Here is a 17,627-nt window from a genome sequence, read left to right as displayed (position 1 = left end):
ACATGGAATCAACCAGTATAATTAGTTTTCAATATATAAGCGGGACTTTTTGGTATGTCCTAGGCTATGTAAAAGTAACCTTGTGGCTTACTTTTGCTAGCGTTGGGTTTGGTATTTTGCTAGGTCTTATTAGTTCGGTAGCACAGCTTAATCGCATTCCCGTGCTTAGCCAGTTGGCTGATGTGTTTGTCATCGTTTGTCGGAGCTTGCCAAACATGGTGCTTTTATATTTAGTCTATTACGGCTTGCCCATTTTGTTCTTAGCCTTAGAAGATCAAACCGGCGTGCATGTGCCCTATGAAAAAGTACCGGTTTCGCTAGTTGCTGTTGTGGGCTTAACCTTACATACAGGGGCTTATTTGAGTGAAATTTTCCGCGCGGCTAATCAATCTGTGCCTAAGGGCCAGGTGGAAGCAGCGTTAGCTATTGGCATGACTTGGGCACAAGCTTCTCGCCGGGTCGTATTACCACAGGCGGCTGTATTTGCCTTGCCTTTGTTTGCCAATCAGTTTTTAAATACTATGAAAAGTACTAGTATCGTCTTTGTGATTACGGTAGTGGAATTATTAGGGTCCGCCAAGCTGTATGTAGAAGATAATTCGGCGTATTTTGAAGCGTATATCGTGGTAGCGCTCATTTATTGGAGCCTAGGTATAGTTTTGAATTTATCTTTGAACGACTAGAACATATGATGAGTAAATATAAGCGCGGCAATGCTGTGTAGTTAATTGAGATTAGAGGATTCTATGATAGAGATACAAAATGTAAGAAAATCCTTTGGGGACCGTGAAATTTTAAAAGGTATCGATATGACGGTGCCGACTGGTTCAGTGACCGTTATTTTAGGTCCGTCGGGGAGCGGTAAAACAACGTTTTTACGGACGCTTAACTTTTTAGAAAAAGCTGATGCTGGTCAGATGACCTTAAATGATATAACGGTAGATTTGCACAAGGCCTCAAAGAAGGAAATATTAAATATTCGCCGTCATACATCTATGGTATTTCAGATGTATAATCTGTTTTCTAATATGACAGCGCTTGAAAATGTTATGGAAGGGCTTGTGACCGTTAAGCAGATGAAACAGTCAGAAGCTCGTGCCAAAGCGGAACAGTGCTTAGAAGCGGTAGGCATGAAAGGGTTTGAAGCGTATTATCCCGTGCAACTATCGGGGGGTCAACAACAGCGCGTGGGGATTGCTCGTGCCATTGCGATGGACCCAGCGGTCATTTTATTTGACGAACCAACGAGTGCCTTAGAACCTGAATTAGTGGGCGAAGTATTAGGGGCTATTAAGAATATTGCCCGTGAAATGCATGTTACCATGATTGTAGTGACTCATGAAATTGCCTTTGCCAAAGAAGTAGCTGACCAAGTTATTTTTATGGAGCAAGGCGTTATTGTGGAACAAGGCACCGCTAAAGAAGTGATTAGCAATCCACGAGAAGATTGGACACGACAATTCTTAAATCGCTATTTAGGGCAGTGGGAGGATTATGTAATATGAGTCAATTGCAAAATGCTCAAAAGGCTCAAAAGGAGATTACCTATCGGCAACTTACTAAAGCGGATGGGCCAGCCTATTATGAAGTCCTTCACGAAGGCTATGCTAGCAATTTAGACTATGGTGTGGATTTTTCAGCTAGTCATATGACGGAAGCGGACGCAACTGCTTGGGTAGAAACCCATCCTACGTATGGTCTTTTTGTGGATGGTCAATTGGCTAGTTCCATTACCTTGCGCATGCCTTGGGGGCCAAAGCCAGGACCGCGTGAATTTCCTCATATTGGCCACTTTGTAACGTCCCCTCGTTTTAAAAAGCAAGGCTATGCCAAACAGATGCTTCAATGGATAGAAACGGTGATTTTACGGGATCAACTGAAAGCACCCTTCGTTACATTGGGCACCGCTGATACGCATCCTTGGCTAAAAGATATGTATTTGAGCCTTGGTTTCACTATTACGAAGGTGACTCAATTGCCTGGGCTAAGCCATCAAACAATTTATTTTGAAAAGAAAATATGTTAAGGAAGACTAGGTGTTAGCTAAAATTTATGGTATACTGCAGTGGGAGATAGTATTCTGTGGAAACTATACTCTATCTGACACACAATGCTTCATGTAAGAATAAACAGCCGCTTTAAGTATGGGCAAGCGCACGCACGTGGCGATGTCTAATACGGGAAGGGCTCAGTTTGTCTATTTTCGGTGTTCGATGGAGAAATCTCCGCGAACGCCGTTTTTTATTGCCTCAAAGTGGGAGGCCTATAGTAAAGGAGAAACGAATGATACGTGAAGTATTAGCGGGTAAAATTCACCGCGCCACGGTGACGCAAGCCGCTTTAGATTATGTAGGCAGTATTACAGTAGATACGGAGTTGCTCGAAGCTGCCGGTATTTTGGAATACCAAAAGGTAGATATTGTAAATGTAAATAACGGGGAACGTTTTCAGACGTACACCATTAGCGGCGAAGCTAGCAGTGGTGTGATTTGTTTGAACGGCGCCGCCGCTCGTTGCGCTTGTCCCGGCGATGTAGTGATTATTATGGCCTATGGACAATTAAACGACGAAGAAGTTAAAACTCATAAACCGTCCGTAGTGTTTGTGGATGAAAAGAATGCCATTGTGAGGGTAACAAATTACGAAAAACATGGTTTGTTAGCCGATATGAAGTAATTGTGCTGTCAGAGCAGAGCTATCTTTACAAACAACTTGTGAAAGGACGTAAAATATATGAAAACAGTAAATACGATTAAAGAAGTGCGTGATGCCGTTAAAGCATGGCGTCGTGCCGGTGAAACAGTAGGTTTGGTACCAACGATGGGCTTTTTGCATGAAGGTCATGCGTCGCTGATTAAGCGTGCTGCCGAAGAAGATGATCATGTGGTTGTATCCACATTCGTTAATCCTACGCAGTTCGGCCCGAATGAAGACTTAGAATCCTATCCGCGTGATGAAGCCCGTGATGCGGCTTTATGTGAAGAAATGGGGGCCGATTTGATGTTTCGACCGGATCCGAAGGAAATGTATACCGATGCGAAAGTATCCGTTGTTGTAAAAGATATGAATGAGCATTTATGCGGTCTATTCCGTCCAATTCATTTCCACGGCGTTTGTACGGTAGTGACGAAGTTATTTAACATTGTGACGCCGGATAAAGCTTATTTCGGCGAAAAAGATGCCCAGCAGTTGGCGATTATCCGTAAGATGGTAGAAGATTTGAACAGCCCTGTTGAAATTGTGGGTTGTCCAATCGTACGTGAAGCAGACGGCCTTGCCAAATCTTCGCGTAACACCTATTTGTCGGCGGAAGAACGGCAGGCGGCGCTTTGCTTGTCCCGCGGGATTTTTTATGGCAAGGAACATATTAAAGAAGGGATGCCGGCAGCTGAATTGGTACAGGCCATTACAGATATCGTGGCGGCTGAACCAATGGCGAAGATTGAATATATTAAAGCGGTAGACGCCTTGACCATGGAAGATGTGGATGTTATCGATCGTCCGGTCTTGGTGGCCATGGCTGTTTATATCGGTAAAACACGCTTGATTGATAATTTCAGTTTTAATCCGGCTGACAGTGCTGCTAAATAAGGCGGGTGATTCTATGAAACCGTTGCTTTCGACGTTAAAAAGCCTGACCGGTTTTGTGACTAAGTATATCGGTGTGATTATCATTGCGTTTACTATTTGGGCGTGTGTGACGCCTTCCATGTTTAGTTGGACCGTAAGTTATACGTCGGTCTTTTTGGGTGTCGCCATGTTCGGTATGGGGCTCTCTATTCGGGCCAATGATTTTAAAATGGTTCTTGCCCATCCTAAAGAAGTGATTTTGGGCGGCGTATTGTTACAATATACGATTATGCCGTTAACGGCGTATGTGCTTTGTAAAGCCCTTAATCTGCCGACGGATATTGCCATCGGCGTGATTCTCGTAGGCTGCTGCCCCGGCGGTACGGCCAGCAATGTGATTACCTACATTGCCAAAGGTGATGTGGCCCTATCCGTGGGCATGACCATTGCGTCAACCTTGTTGGCACCGCTATTGACGCCGTTTTTGATTTATTCTCTGGGCGGTACCTGGGTGGAAGTATCCTTCCTGGCCATGGTTATGTCCGTAGTTAAAGTGGTGTTGATTCCGGTGCTGGTGGGCATTGCTATTCATCATTTCTTCGGCAAAAAATTGGAAGCCTTGTTGGCTACGATGCCTTTGGTGTCATCTATCGCCATTGTCATGATTATTGCCGGGATTATTTCGGTGAATGTAACGAAGATTTTCACGGCCGGCCTATTGGTGTTGGCGGTTGTTATTTTGCATAATATTATCGGCATGTGCCTTGGTCTTACGGCGGCTAAAGTGTTGCGTGTTTCCTATCCTAAGGAAACGGCTATTACCATTGAAGTGGGCATGCAGAACAGCGGCCTCGCCGTGTCGCTCGCCACGCTTCACTTTGCCATGAATCCGCTGGCTACCTTGCCGGGGGCGATTTTCAGCGTATGGCATAATATTTCGGGAGCTATCTTTGCCTCCATTCGTCAAAAACATGACGGCACGGAGGCGTTGGTAAGTTCTAATGTGGTAAAAAGTGCCGAATAAGCTAAGTACGTGTGAAATGATGAACGCCAGTGTCGTTGTGCGGGCACTTTGATTCGCAAGTTTTGTAAGTTTTGGTAAGTATAAGCTAAGTTGTAAAGGAGTAGGCGTATGGATGAGCAGGCATGGGAACGGTTGCTTAATATTAAGACGGCCGGTCGTGATGACAGTCAGTTTGACGGAGAGCATCATCCGTACGAGCCCACTCCCTATGCGGTTCTGGAGCGTTTAATCAGTACGGGCTATATCGGGAAGCGCAGTACGCTAATCGACTATGGCAGCGGTAAAGGGCGGGTCAGTCTCTTTCTGGCTCATGAAACTCGTTGCCGTTGTATCGGCGTGGAATTTGACGAGCGGTTATGGGAACGGTCGCTGGATAATCAGAAGACGGCCGTGGCCGGTAAGCGCGTCGAATTTATTCACGGTGATGCGGTAGCGTTCAAAGTGCCGAAGGAAGTGGATTGCTGCTTTTTATTCAATCCCTTTGCGTTACATACCTTGAAGCGGGTATTGGCTAATATATTCGATTCTGTTTATCAAGAACCGCGGCGTTTGCGCTTCTTCTTTTACTATCCGTACGAAGAAACGGAAGCGTTTTTACTCAATCATGTAAATCTGACTGTTGAGGATATCATCGACTGTCGTGATTTATTTGACGGTACGGATAGGCGCGAAAAAATCCTCGTACTTACTGTCGATGAAAAAATTTTTGGATAAAACATATGACCTAAAGCCGTTTTATAAGGGTTTTAGGTCTTTTTATTATGATTGATTATGTATAAAATTAATAAAGTTTTCTATACATTAAAGTCATAGGGAAGTAAAACAACTGATTCCTATTGAAAGAATCGGGATTTTTATTAGACGATTTTTTGACATTTGAATACTGAAATGTAATATTAGAATTGCATTATTCGTAAATGATAATTGACACCCCTTTGTGAGGCGTTACAATAAGGGCGTAGATAGTTCTACTAGGGTAACAACATTGTTTGTGGCGGACGTATTACCTGTTAGTTCTTATTATTTATGATACGAGCCATCACCTTCAATGCTGTTAGGACATTGGAGGTGTTTTTTTATGGAAATGAATGGGTTGTACATCGTAATCGCCTCGGCGTGCATCCTCATTTTAGCGTACCGCTATTATGGGGCCTTCTTAGCCGCTAAGGTATTGGTATTGGACCAATTCCGTCCAACCCCGGCCGTTGTTCACAACGACGGCCATGACTATGTACCTACGAATAAGTGGGTAACATTCGGTCACCATTTTGCAGCGATTGCCGGTGCAGGTCCTTTGGTTGGTCCTGTTATTGCTGCTCAATTCGGTTATTTACCGGGTTTATTATGGATCTTGATCGGGTCGGTTGTAGCCGGGGCCGTTCACGACATGGTAATTTTGTTTGCGTCGGTTCGTTATGACGGCAAATCCATTGCCGATATTGCTAAGGAAGAAATTTCCAATTTGGCCAGTATCGGTGCCATGCTCGCTACCTTGTTCCTTTTGATTATTACTTTGGCCGGTATGGCCGTAGTAGTAGCCAATGCGCTTCATAACTCCGCATGGGGCTTCTTCTCCGTCAGCATGACGATTCCAATCGCTATTTTCGTAGGTATTTATTTACGCTGGTTTCGCCCCGGCAAAATTCAGGAAGCAACGGTTATCGGTGTAGTACTTATCTTTGCCGCCATTATTTACGGTCCTCAAGTAGCCGCTTCCTCCTATGCAAGCTGGTTCCTTTACGACTTACAGACCATCGAAATCATGTTGGCTGTATACGGTTTCTTCGCAGCCGCCTTGCCTGTATGGTTGTTGCTGGCACCGCGTGATTATTTATCCACGTACTTAAAAATCGGTACTATCGGTGCTTTGGCATTAGGGATTATCATCGTTATGCCGATAATCCAAATGCCGGCCGTTACCCAGTACATTTACGGCGGCGGTCCTGTCCTTAAAGGTTCCGTATTCCCATTCATTTTCATTACCATCGCCTGTGGTGCCTTGTCCGGTTTCCATACCGTAATTGCTACCGGTACAACACCTAAGATGATTACCAATGAAAAAGAAATCTTACCTATCGGTTACGGCGCTATGCTTACGGAAGCATTCATTGCCATGATGGCTTTGATTGCCGCTACCGCATTACATCCTGATGACTATTTTGCCATCAACTCCACTACTGAATCCTTCAAAGCTTTGGGACTTCAAGTTCATGAATTACCGGCTTTATCTCAGATGGTCGGCGAAGACTTGATGCATCGTCCGGGCGGCGCCGTTTCCTTGGCCGTCGGCATGGCTCATATCTTCTCGCGCTTGCCTAACATGGCTCATCTCATGGGCTACTGGTACCATTTCTGCATCATGTTCGAAGCTTTGTTTATCATGACTTTGATTGATGCCGGTACTCGTGTAGGTCGTTATTTATTGCAAGAATTATTAGGCCGTTTTTACAAACCGCTTGAAAACGTTAACTGGGCACCGGGCGTATATGGCTGTGCTGCCTTAATTTGTATCATGTGGGGTTACCTCGTATTACAAGGTAACATCGGTATTATCTGGCCGTTATTCGGTGTATCCAATCAGTTGCTCGGTACCATGACTTTGGCCGTAGGTACTACAGTAATCATGCGTCTCGGCCACAAACGTTACGCTTGGGTAACCGGTGTACCATGTTTCTTCATGGCCATCATTGCTATTGCTGCCGATTATGAAAACGTATTCTACAGTTACATTCCGGCCGGCAAATGGACCTTGGTTGCCTTCAGTGTAGTCATGTTCCTCATGATTGTCATCGTATTGGTGGAAGCGGTTCGCAGCTGGATTCGTTTAGCTAAAATTCCGCAAAACTATAAGACGCAAGCTGAGGTAGAAGCAGAAAGTCTTAAGAAATACGGTGCCGTTAAAGTAGAAGTTAAATAAGGGTGTTACGCCTGACAAATAAATAAACTGTCATAGGTGTATGTAACTTAAAGTGCTTTGAATGACATTTATATAAATAACCGCTCCGATTCATTACGAATTCGGGGCGGTTATTTGTATATACATAAGTTTAGGGCGAAAATGTGGGGAAAAGAGGTAAAAATTGTGTCAAATAAGGGGCAGAATATACCCATATATTGAAGTTCACGTCGTTTTGTGCTAGAGTAAGCATATGAATGATATTCTATAGTAATAGAGTAATAGGAGATTGCAACAATGAAAGCAAAACCAATGACAGTTTCGTGTAATTACCGGGAGCAACTCTGTGTTGACTCGGCTCCGGGCCCCGGCACTATTGTAATATTCGGTGCCTCCGGCGACTTGACTAAACGAAAATTGTTACCGGCTATACATGCTTTATTTGAGCGTAAATTATTACCGGAAAAATTCGCCGTAATCGGCGTAGCTCGTACTGAAATGACCAATGAAGCTTTTCAGGAAGAAGTACGCGAAGCTATGGCGGCTAACGGCGATACCGTAACAGATGATTTCTTGGCCAGATTTTCCTATGTGGCCGGTCAATATACGGAAGCGGCTATGTTTGAACTGCTTGAAACCGAGTTAAAACGCGTCAGTGAAGCTCATGGCACGGAAGGAAATGCTTTATTCTACTTGGCCATGCCGCCGACTATGTTTGAACCGATTGTAAAAGGTTTGGCAGAGCAGGGCTTATTGGACGAAGAGGAAGCATGGTCCCGCGTTATTATTGAAAAACCGTTCGGCCACGATTTAGAAAGTGCCGTTGCCCTCGATAAATCCTTGAAACGTTATATTAAAGAATCGCAAACTTATCGTATCGACCATTATTTAGGTAAAGAAACGGTTCAGAATATTTTGATGCTCCGTTTTGCCAATGCCATTTTTGAACCGCTTTGGAATCATACGTATATTGAAAAAGTGGAAATTACCGTAGCGGAAGAATTAGGCGTTGAAAAACGAGCCGGTTATTATGATAAAGCCGGTGCTTTGCGCGACATGTTCCAGAACCACATGGTACAGATGTTATCGCTCATCGCCATGGAACCGCCGGCTATTTTTGAAGCCGATGCGTATCGCGATGAAATCGCTAAATTAATTTCGTCCATCCGTCCGTTGGAAGGACAGGACCTCGGCAAAATATCCGTGCGCGGCCAATATGTAGAAGCCGTTGATTCGGAACGTCCGGCCGTAGGCTATCGCAAGGAAGAAGGGGTGGCCCCGAACTCTCAGACGGAAACGTATGTGGCGTTAAAACTCTTCATCGATAACTGGCGTTGGCGCGGCGTACCGTTCTATATGCGTACGGGCAAACGCTTACCGAAGAAATCCAGTGAAATCGCCATTACGTTTAGACCGATTCCACACTCCATTTTCAAACCGATTAGACCGAAAGATTTTAATCAAAACGTCTTGTTGTTGCGTATGCAGCCACATGAAGGGATGGGCTTATCGTTGGAAGTTAAGTCGCCGGGCTCTAAACTTTGTGTAAATACCTTGGAGATGGATTTCTCCTACAGTGATTTTATGCAAGGGGAGGATATTCCGGATGCCTACGAACGCTTAATTTTGGATGCCCTCTTAGGGGACCAAACCTTGTTTGTACGCAATGATACCGTAGAAGCATCTTGGCGTTTATTTATGCCGTTATTGCGTGCTTGGGAAGCTGATTTGGACAATGTGCCACTTTGCTTCTATCCGGCCTATAGCGAAGGACCGAAAGAAACTAATGAGATTTTAGAAGGAGGCTCCTTACAATGGCGCAAGATTTAATTCGTGCTTTTGAGACCGCTCAAGAAGTAGCGGAAGCAGTAGCTAAGGATTTTATTGCCTTTACGAATACTTGTATTGCCGAGTCCGGAAGCGCTGTAGTAGCTATTTCCGGCGGTACTACTCCGAATACATTATTTGAGCTTTTAAATACCGATGCATATCGTACGCAATTGGATTGGGAAAATATATTCTTCCTTTGGGTGGATGAGCGCTTTGTGCCGCAGACCGATCCGGACAATAATTTCTATCGTGCCAAAGAACGCCTCTTTGCCTCTATTGGCGGCAGCAGTCATTTCTATCCGGTACCGACAAACAGCGGTACCGTTGAAGAAGCAGCCGATGCCTATGAAAAAGAAGTAGCCACCGTGCTCAGTGCTTGTGAAAAAGACGGCGTAGATCTTACGTTGTTAGGCCTTGGCGATGACGGCCATACTGCATCCTTATTTGCTCGGTCTCAGGCTTTGGAAGAAAAGAAGCGGACCGTTATTCCCGTAACGGACGGCAAAGTATGGAACCGTGTGAGCATGTCGTTCCCGTTTTTGGCGAAAGCGCGCAATGTATGGTTTACCGTTGTGGGTGAATCGAAAGCGGCAGCTCTTGGTCGCGTACTGCGTCAGCGTAAAGAGTATATGGATGAATCATGGGAAGAACGTATCGGCCATGTGCTTCCGGGCGCTGTTCTCTCACAGGATACAGTGACATGGTATGTAGACAAAGCCGCTAAAAACTAATATTTAAATTGATAAAATGCTATGATACTTTCTATAGCATTTTTATAGGGTTTCGTGTTACACTGTAAAGAGAAATGATAATTATTGTAGCTAAACGAGGTGAAAATTATGTTTAATTTCGGTACACAGGAACTAATTTTAGTGCTCGTTATTGCGCTCGTTGTGTTCGGACCGGGTAAGTTGCCGGAAGTTGGTAAAGCCATTGGTAAAGGTATCAATGAGTTCAAAGACGCCGTAAGCTCTGACAAGAAAAAAGAAGAAAAAGTATCTGATGTGGCCAAAGTGGAAACGATTGACGTAGAAGCGGGCGCCGTTAATGATAAAAAACATAAAGAAATTCAATAAAATGATAATTAAGGCCTCCCTATGCCGTCAGGCCAGGGGAGGCCTTTGCGACTAAATCGTTAATATTATGGCTTGGTTCATATCGTTGAGCCGGAAGAAGATTGGAGGAACATATTATGTGTAAAGATTGTGGTTGCGGCAGTACAGGTCATGCTCATCAGCAGGTATTCAACGTACCGGGAATGATGTGCAGCAATTGCGAAAATACAGTAAAAACTGCAGTACTCGGTTTGCCGGGGGTTATGTCTGCCGACGTGGATTTGAAATCCAAAGACGTAACTATTTCCTATGACAACAGCAAAGTTAATGCTGATGCCATTAAAGAAGCCATTGATGCAACAGGCTTTGAAGTAGCTTCCGTATCCGAAGCGACTCATGCTCATGAAAAGGGCGGCCTCATGGGCACATTGAAACGTATGTTTAAGTAAAATAGCGATGCGTCCGTTGCGGTAGTAACGGGCGTTTTTTGCGTTAAACGTATTGGCAGGCCTTAATGTTGAGGAGTTAATTATGATTAAAAAGTTTAATACAGAAACCTTTAATTGGGAGGGCGTAGATACTTTAGTCTATAAACAGGACGGCAGTCCCTTCAAAGATGTAACACGGCAGGTACTCTTTGACGGCGCCTTTGACATTCCCTGCCAATTCCGTTATTTTGAAGTGAAACCGGGTGGTTATTCGACCTTGGAACATCATGAACATACACATATGGTTATGATTTTCAGAGGCCATGGGCAATGTTTGCTGGGTGAAAAAGTGGTGGATGTAAAAGTGGGCGATTTTATTGAAATCCCGAGCAACACGATTCATCAATTTCGTGCCAATAAGGGCGATTATGTAGGCTTTTTGTGTCTTGTTAATATAGACCGTGATAAGGTGAAAATTCCAAGCGAAGAAGAAATTGAAGCCTTAAAAGCAAATCCAACGGTTAAAGAATTTTTAGAAAGTTGTTAAAAGGTATAAGCTATGTTATAATTAACTGTTATTTATATAGATTGATACTTTTGACTATATCAGTAGTTAATATTTTTTATAGCGAAACAGGAGGCATACATACATGATTCGCGAAGATATTCGTAATGTCGCAATTATTGCGCACGTTGACCATGGTAAAACAACCTTGGTGGACGCCCTTTTAAAACAAAGCCATATTTTTAGAGAGAATGAAAAAGTGGCAGAGCGTGTTATGGACTCTAACGATCTTGAAAGAGAACGTGGTATTACCATTTTGTCTAAAAATACGGCTGTCATGCATAATGGCGTAAAAATCAACATCGTTGACACCCCGGGCCATGCTGACTTCGGCGGCGAAGTAGAACGCGTACTCAACATGGTTGATGGCGTATTGTTGTTGGTTGACGCTTTTGAAGGTCCGATGCCACAGACTAAATACGTACTTCGTAAGGCGTTGGAACAGAAATTAAAACCAATCGTTGTTATCAACAAAATTGACCGTCCGGACCAACGTGTTCACGAAGTAGAAGACGAAGTATTGGAACTCTTCATGGAACTCGAAGCCGATGACGATCAATTAGACTTCCCGGTTGTATATGCATCCGCTCGTGATGGCATTGCTAAATTGTCCATGGATGATGAAGGCAAAGATATGCAGCCTTTATTCGAAGTATTGTTAAAAGAAATTCCTGCTCCGCAGGGCGACATTGACGGTCCGTTACAGTTCATGGTTACGACCCTTGACTATGATGATTATGTAGGCAAAATCGCCGTTGGTCGTATTGTTCGCGGTCGCATGAGAACTAACCAGCAGGTTGTAATCATGAACGGCGAAAGCACTCGTAAAGCTAAAATCGGTCGTGTTTATACCTACAATGGCTTGAATCGTGTGGAAACCGATGAAACCGCCATGGGCGACATCACTGCTTTCGTAGGTATCGAAGATATCAACATCGGTGAAACCGTAGCTGATGCGGAACATCCGGAAGCATTACCGGCTATTAAGATTGACGAACCTACGTTGTCCATGATGTTCTCCGTTAATAACTCCCCGTTTGCCGGTCGTGAAGGGGATTATGTAACGAGCCGTCATTTACGTGACCGTTTGTTCAAAGAAGTAGAAACCAACGTGTCCATGAAAGTAGAAGAAACCGATTCGCCGGATTCCTTCAAAGTATCCGGTCGCGGTGAACTTCATTTGGCCGTTTTAATCGAAACTATGCGTCGTGAAGGCTATGAATTACAGGTTGGTAAACCACGTGTAATTTACAAACGCATTAACGATCAGCTCTGCGAACCATTAGAATACTTAACCATCGACGTACCTCAGGAATTCATGGGTACCGTTATGGAAAACTTGGGCGTTCGTAAAGCCGAATTAATTAACATGACCGAATTGGCCGGTTACCTCCGCATGGAATTCATTATTCCTGCCCGTGGTCTTATCGGTTTCCGTGCTCAATTCTTAACCAGCACTAAAGGTAATGGTATCATGAACCATGTGTACCATGGGTATGCACCATTTAAAGGCGACATTCCGAGCCGTACGCGCGGCGCTTTGGTAGCTTTTGAAGACGGCGAAACAACTCCTTACGGTTTGAATTCCGTACAGGATCGCGGTACTTTATTCGTAGGTCCTAACGAAGCGGTTTACACCGGTCGCATTATCGGTGAAAACTCTCGTGAAACCGACATGGACGTTAACCCATGTAAGAAAAAACATGTTACCAACATGCGTTCCAGCTCCTCTGACGAAGCTGTTCGTTTGACACCGCCTCGTATTTTCAGCTTGGAACAGGCTTTGGAATGGATTAACGACGACGAATTGGTAGAAGTAACACCGCACAGCATTCGCATGCGTAAAACTATTTTGGATCGTGCTGCCCGTGCTAAAGCAGCTAAAAACGCTCGCTAAGCAATACTATGAGTTGGTGGCAGCGACGGTCGTCGCGTAAGACACAGTCGAAGACATATGAATTACGAATAGCCGGTGAGCTTATACCGTATACGGTGACGTGGAAGGCTGTCAAAAACATGAACCTCCGCGTCATGCCGGACGGTACGGTCAAGGTATCGGCACCGTGGCGTATGCCCGCTCACACCGTTACTCAATTTGTTTCGGAGCATGAAGGCTTTATCGATAAAGCACGGCAGCGCTTCAAAGACCATCAGGCGAAACAGACCCCTGTAGTACCGTATCAGTACGAAAACGGTGAACTGTTTACCATTCTGGGGTATGAAGCCCGGTTGACGGTGGCTCCGGTTGAACCCAATCACGCACCTTACGTGAGTTGGAGTGAATCGGACCCGGCTGTTTTATACATGTTTGTCAAACCGCACAGCACGCTAGCGGAGCGCGCCGCGTTGATGGCGGATTTTTGGGAACATCTGGTAGAAGATGTGGTGAAGGATATGCGTGATCGCATTTATCGTTGTTACATTGAAGCCGGTTATGATGTGCCCTATCCAAAACTGCGTATTCGCGAAGCGAAAACGCGCTGGGGTTCCTGTTCCTTACGGACAGAGCGGATTATGATTAATCAGAAACTATTAATCGGGCCTCGATTATTCTTGGAATATGTAATGATTCATGAGTTTGCCCATTTTATTCAACCGAACCATTCCGCTCGCTTTTGGCAGGTAGTGGCTGAATTTATGCCCCAGTGGCAGATGGTGCGCCGTGAATTGACTCATTATTTTCGAGGTCGTTAACGAATAGTCCCATTCGCCGGGAGGCTATTTCGTAGTAATGTTTGATAATTAAGCAGTACGACTTCCAACTTATGATATAATTAAATAAGGTACAGATACAGTAAAAGGACTGACCTCGGGGTCGGTCCTTTTTATATAATTTTGATTGAGGAGGGAACCATGAAACCATTTGTTCATTTGCATAGCCACACTGAATACAGCTTGCAGGACGGCATCAGTCGCCTGCCGCAAATGGTAGCCCGCGCCAAAGAACTGAACATGCCTGCTTTGGCGATAACGGACCATGGTAACATGTGTGGTGCCATTTATTTTTATAAAGAAGCAAAAAGTGCGGGGATAAAGCCGATTATCGGCTGCGAAGTGTATGTTACGACGGGCAGTCGTTTTGATAAAGACGCAAGTCGGCAAGAGCGATTGAAACATTTGATTTTGCTGGCTGAGACCATGGAAGGCTATCAAAATCTCACTAAAATTGTATCCCGCGGTTTTACGGAGGGTTTTTACCGAAAACCTCGTGTCGATCACGCATTATTAAAAGAACACAGTAAAGGTATCATCGCCTTGAGTGCTTGTATTCAAGGAGAAATTCCGCAATGTGTATTGCAGGATAATCCGGAAGGAGCGAAACGAGCGCTGGAAACCTACTTAGATATTTACGGCAAGGATAATTTCTTTTTAGAAATACAGAATCACGGCTTACCCGCCGAAGTAAAAGCGCAGGAAGCACTCATTCAGTTAGCCAAAGAGTATGGCGTAGGCTTGGTGTGCTCCAATGACTTTCATTATGTATTAAAAGAAGATGCAGATGCGCAAGATATTAAGGTTTGCATTGCGACCGGGGCCAAAGTGGCCGATACGGATCGACTTAAATTCCCGAATGACGAGTTTTATATGAAGAGCGGCGACGAAATGGCGGAATTATTCAGTCATATTCCGGGTGCCATGGAAAATACCTTGGCCATTGCAGACCGTTGTAATGTGGAATTTAATTTTGATGAGCATCATTTGCCTCATTTCGACGTGCCGGAAGGGGAGACGGCGACTACCTATTTACGCCATTTGTGTGAAAAAGAAGTGCCGCGACTGTACGGTACGATGACGCCGGAACTGAAAGAACGGCTCGATTATGAACTCGCCGTTATCGCTCAAATGGGTTTTGACGATTATTTCCTCATCGTGTGGGATTATGTGCGTTACGCTCGTGAGCACGACATTTTAGTAGGGCCTGGTCGTGGTAGTGCGGCCGGTTCCGTGGTGGCCTATTTGCTCGGCATTACCGGCCTTGACCCGCTCAAATATAATCTTCTCTTTGAACGCTTTTTGAATCCGGAACGTGTCAGCATGCCTGATATCGATATTGACTTCTGCTACGAAAAACGCGGCAAGGCTATCGAATATGTAACGGAAAAATACGGTCAAGCTCGGGTGGCTCAGATTATCACCTTCGGTACGGAAGCGGCGCGTGCCGTTATTCGCGATGTGGGTCGCGTGCTCGATCATCCACTGCCTGAAGTGAACCGCCTGGCTAAGATGATACCCAATGAATTGGGCATTACGCTCGACAAAGCGCTGAAGGGTAAAGATTTAAAGCAGCTCTATGATACGGATCCGAAGGTTCGTGAACTCTTTGATTATGGCCGTAAACTGGAAGGTATTGTGCGCAACGCCTCCACTCATGCGGCGGGCGTGGTGATTTCGGCGGCACCGTTGGAAGACCATGTGCCGATTCAGAACGCCAATGACGCGGGCTTTGTTACTCAGTATGATAAAGACAATATCGAAGAATTGGGCCTTTTGAAAATGGACTTCTTGGGCCTTCGGACGCTTACTGTTATGGATGACGCTTTGAAGCTCATTAAAGCTAACCGCGGAATTGATATTGACCTCGATAAAATTCCCCTTGACGACAAGGCCGCGTGTGACCTCTTAACCCGCGGTGATACGCCGGGCGTATTCCAGCTTGAATCGGATGGGATTACGAAGCTCGTTATGGATTTACGACCGGAGCATTTTGAAGACCTCATTCCTTTGGTTGCCTTGTATCGACCGGGGCCGTTGGGCAGCGGCATGGTGGAAGACTTTATTAAACGTCGCCACGGGGAGATGGAAATTACCTATTTACATCCGTTGTTGGAACCGATTTTGAAGGATACCTTCGGGGTTATTCTTTACCAGGAACAGGTTATGCAGATTGCCTCTGCCATGGGTGGTTTCAGTCTCGGCCAAGCGGATTTAATGCGCCGTGCCATGGGTAAAAAGAAAGAATCCGTCCTTAAAGCGCAACGTGAATCCTTTATTGCCGGCTCGGTGCAGAATAATATTCCGGAAGCCATTGCCAATGAAGTATTCGATTTGCTCGTATACTTTGCGGGCTACGGTTTTAACAAATCCCACAGTGCGGCCTATGCCTATATTGCGTATCAGACGGCCTATTTGAAGGCTCATTATTATCCTGAATTTATGGCGGCTACTATGAGTAGTTTCATGACCAACGTGGATAAACTGACGTACTATATTAATGACTGTAAAAAGCACGGCGTCGAAGTGTTGGGCCCGGATATTAATTACGGGGAACAGGCTTTTGCCGTACAGAACGGTGCTATTCGTTTCGGTTTGGGTGGCGTTAAGAGCGTAGGCGATAATGCGGTGGAACAACTTTTGGCCGAGCGCCATCGGAACGGTTTATACAGCTCCATTCTTGATTTTTGCAAACGGGTCGACTCGCGCGTGGTAAATAAACGCTTACTGGAAAGCTTAATTCGCTGCGGCGCCATGGATAGCTTCAAGGAAAACCGCAATCAGCTCCTCGCCATGTATGAAGGAGCGCAGAGTTTGGGACAGCGCCTTCAAAAAGAAGAAGCCCGCGGCGCTATGAGTCTTTTTGGTGATGAACCGTCCGTGGCGGAAACCATTGAAGTGCCAAAGCTCGACGATTTGACCATGGATGAAAAATTGCGCGATGAAAAAGAATATACCGGTTTTTATATTTCCGGCCATCCTCTTAATTCTTATGAAGCTGAATTAAAAGGTCTTTTCGAAGTGGGTAAACTTAATGAAAATCCGGAACAATACGACAAGCAGGAAGTGACCGTAGGTGGCCTCATTGTAGAGAAAACCGACAGAATTACGCGGCGCAACGATGTCATGTCCATTATTCGGCTCGAAGATTTTTCCGGTTCCACGTCTATTGTCGTTTTCCCACAAAAATTTCAGCAGTATCAGGCCATGCTGGCCGTAGATATGGCGATACGTATTTCGGGACGGATTGATGCGGATGAAAAGGGCGTACAAATCATTGCCGATACGATTAAGCCGTTAAAAGTCAATTACGATACGGCCAAGCGTATTGTAATTCATATTCGTCCTGGTTTTGACACGGCCGAAGCGAGTAATGCGTTGAAAAAATTACTCCTCAAAGCAACCGGGACGGTACCGGTCACCTTTTATTTACATCGGCAACGGAAACGCATTGATGTAGCCAAAGAATACTATTTTGCCCCCGGGACTGAAATATGCCGGGCGGTGGAAGAAATTTTAGGCCCCGATAGTGTAGAAATACTTTAAT

General features: G+C 45.0%; 16 protein-coding genes. All 16 read left to right on the top strand.

Annotated elements, in window-relative coordinates; genetic code table 11:
• The first annotated feature begins 2 nt into the window (after positions 1-2).
• Entirely contained in the window at positions 3-683 is a 681-nt protein-coding gene (locus CCC71_RS10035; RefSeq protein WP_021841083.1) for an amino acid ABC transporter permease, read from the top strand.
• A gap of 63 nt (positions 684-746) precedes the next feature.
• Positions 747-1,505, top strand: coding sequence for an amino acid ABC transporter ATP-binding protein (locus CCC71_RS10030; protein ID WP_021841084.1), 759 nt, complete (start codon positions 747-749; stop codon positions 1,503-1,505).
• Complete coding sequence (locus tag CCC71_RS10025; protein WP_021841085.1) at positions 1,502-2,026, top strand: GNAT family N-acetyltransferase; 525 nt, start codon at positions 1,502-1,504, stop codon at positions 2,024-2,026. Before CCC71_RS10030 ends, CCC71_RS10025 begins: the two co-directional genes overlap by 4 nt.
• Positions 2,027-2,283: 257 nt before the next feature.
• Positions 2,284-2,676, top strand: a complete 393-nt coding sequence (gene panD / locus CCC71_RS10020; protein WP_021841086.1) for an aspartate 1-decarboxylase — start codon at positions 2,284-2,286, stop codon at positions 2,674-2,676.
• Positions 2,677-2,733: 57 nt separating this feature from the next.
• Positions 2,734-3,591 (top strand): pantoate--beta-alanine ligase, encoded by an 858-nt coding sequence (gene panC, locus CCC71_RS10015; RefSeq protein ID WP_156704964.1) that lies wholly within the window; start codon positions 2,734-2,736, stop codon positions 3,589-3,591.
• Between the two features lie 13 nt (positions 3,592-3,604).
• Positions 3,605-4,594: a bile acid:sodium symporter family protein gene (locus CCC71_RS10010; protein ID WP_156704962.1), complete on the top strand. Its 990-nt coding sequence runs from the start codon at positions 3,605-3,607 to the stop codon at positions 4,592-4,594.
• Between the two features lie 108 nt (positions 4,595-4,702).
• Complete coding sequence (locus CCC71_RS10005) at positions 4,703-5,308, top strand: class I SAM-dependent methyltransferase (protein ID WP_156704960.1); 606 nt, start codon at positions 4,703-4,705, stop codon at positions 5,306-5,308.
• A 364-nt stretch (positions 5,309-5,672) separates the two neighbouring features.
• Positions 5,673-7,511, top strand: a complete 1,839-nt coding sequence (locus tag CCC71_RS10000; protein WP_021840232.1) for a carbon starvation CstA family protein — start codon at positions 5,673-5,675, stop codon at positions 7,509-7,511.
• Positions 7,512-7,787: 276 nt separating this feature from the next.
• Positions 7,788-9,320: a glucose-6-phosphate dehydrogenase gene (gene zwf, locus CCC71_RS09995; protein WP_226974555.1), complete on the top strand. Its 1,533-nt coding sequence runs from the start codon at positions 7,788-7,790 to the stop codon at positions 9,318-9,320.
• Positions 9,305-10,051: a 6-phosphogluconolactonase gene (pgl, locus tag CCC71_RS09990; RefSeq protein WP_226974554.1), complete on the top strand. Its 747-nt coding sequence runs from the start codon at positions 9,305-9,307 to the stop codon at positions 10,049-10,051. Before zwf ends, pgl begins: the two co-directional genes overlap by 16 nt.
• Before the next feature lie 108 nt (positions 10,052-10,159).
• Positions 10,160-10,396, top strand: coding sequence for a Sec-independent protein translocase subunit TatA/TatB (locus CCC71_RS09985; protein WP_021840229.1), 237 nt, complete (start codon positions 10,160-10,162; stop codon positions 10,394-10,396).
• Positions 10,397-10,512: 116 nt separating this feature from the next.
• Positions 10,513-10,824: a heavy-metal-associated domain-containing protein gene (locus CCC71_RS09980; protein ID WP_021840228.1), complete on the top strand. Its 312-nt coding sequence runs from the start codon at positions 10,513-10,515 to the stop codon at positions 10,822-10,824.
• Positions 10,825-10,906: 82 nt separating this feature from the next.
• A complete protein-coding gene (locus CCC71_RS09975; protein ID WP_021840227.1) occupies positions 10,907-11,350 on the top strand; it encodes a cupin domain-containing protein in 444 nt (147 codons plus the stop codon).
• A 103-nt stretch (positions 11,351-11,453) separates the two neighbouring features.
• Positions 11,454-13,265 carry a translational GTPase TypA gene (gene typA / locus CCC71_RS09970; protein ID WP_021840226.1) on the top strand — a complete coding sequence of 604 codons (1,812 nt, stop codon included), beginning with the start codon at positions 11,454-11,456 and terminating at the stop codon, positions 13,263-13,265.
• Positions 13,266-13,273: 8 nt separating this feature from the next.
• Positions 13,274-14,062 carry a M48 family metallopeptidase gene (locus tag CCC71_RS09965; RefSeq protein WP_156704950.1) on the top strand — a complete coding sequence of 263 codons (789 nt, stop codon included), beginning with the start codon at positions 13,274-13,276 and terminating at the stop codon, positions 14,060-14,062.
• Between the two features lie 159 nt (positions 14,063-14,221).
• Positions 14,222-17,626: a DNA polymerase III subunit alpha gene (locus CCC71_RS09960; RefSeq protein ID WP_296333547.1), complete on the top strand. Its 3,405-nt coding sequence runs from the start codon at positions 14,222-14,224 to the stop codon at positions 17,624-17,626.
• Position 17,627 lies beyond the last annotated feature (1 nt).

Origin of the sequence: Veillonella sp. LMAG:90, assembly GCF_008679445.1 — a bacterium.
Taxonomy (GTDB): domain Bacteria; phylum Bacillota; class Negativicutes; order Veillonellales; family Veillonellaceae; genus Veillonella_A.
This window is presented reverse-complemented; position numbering and strand designations above follow the sequence as displayed.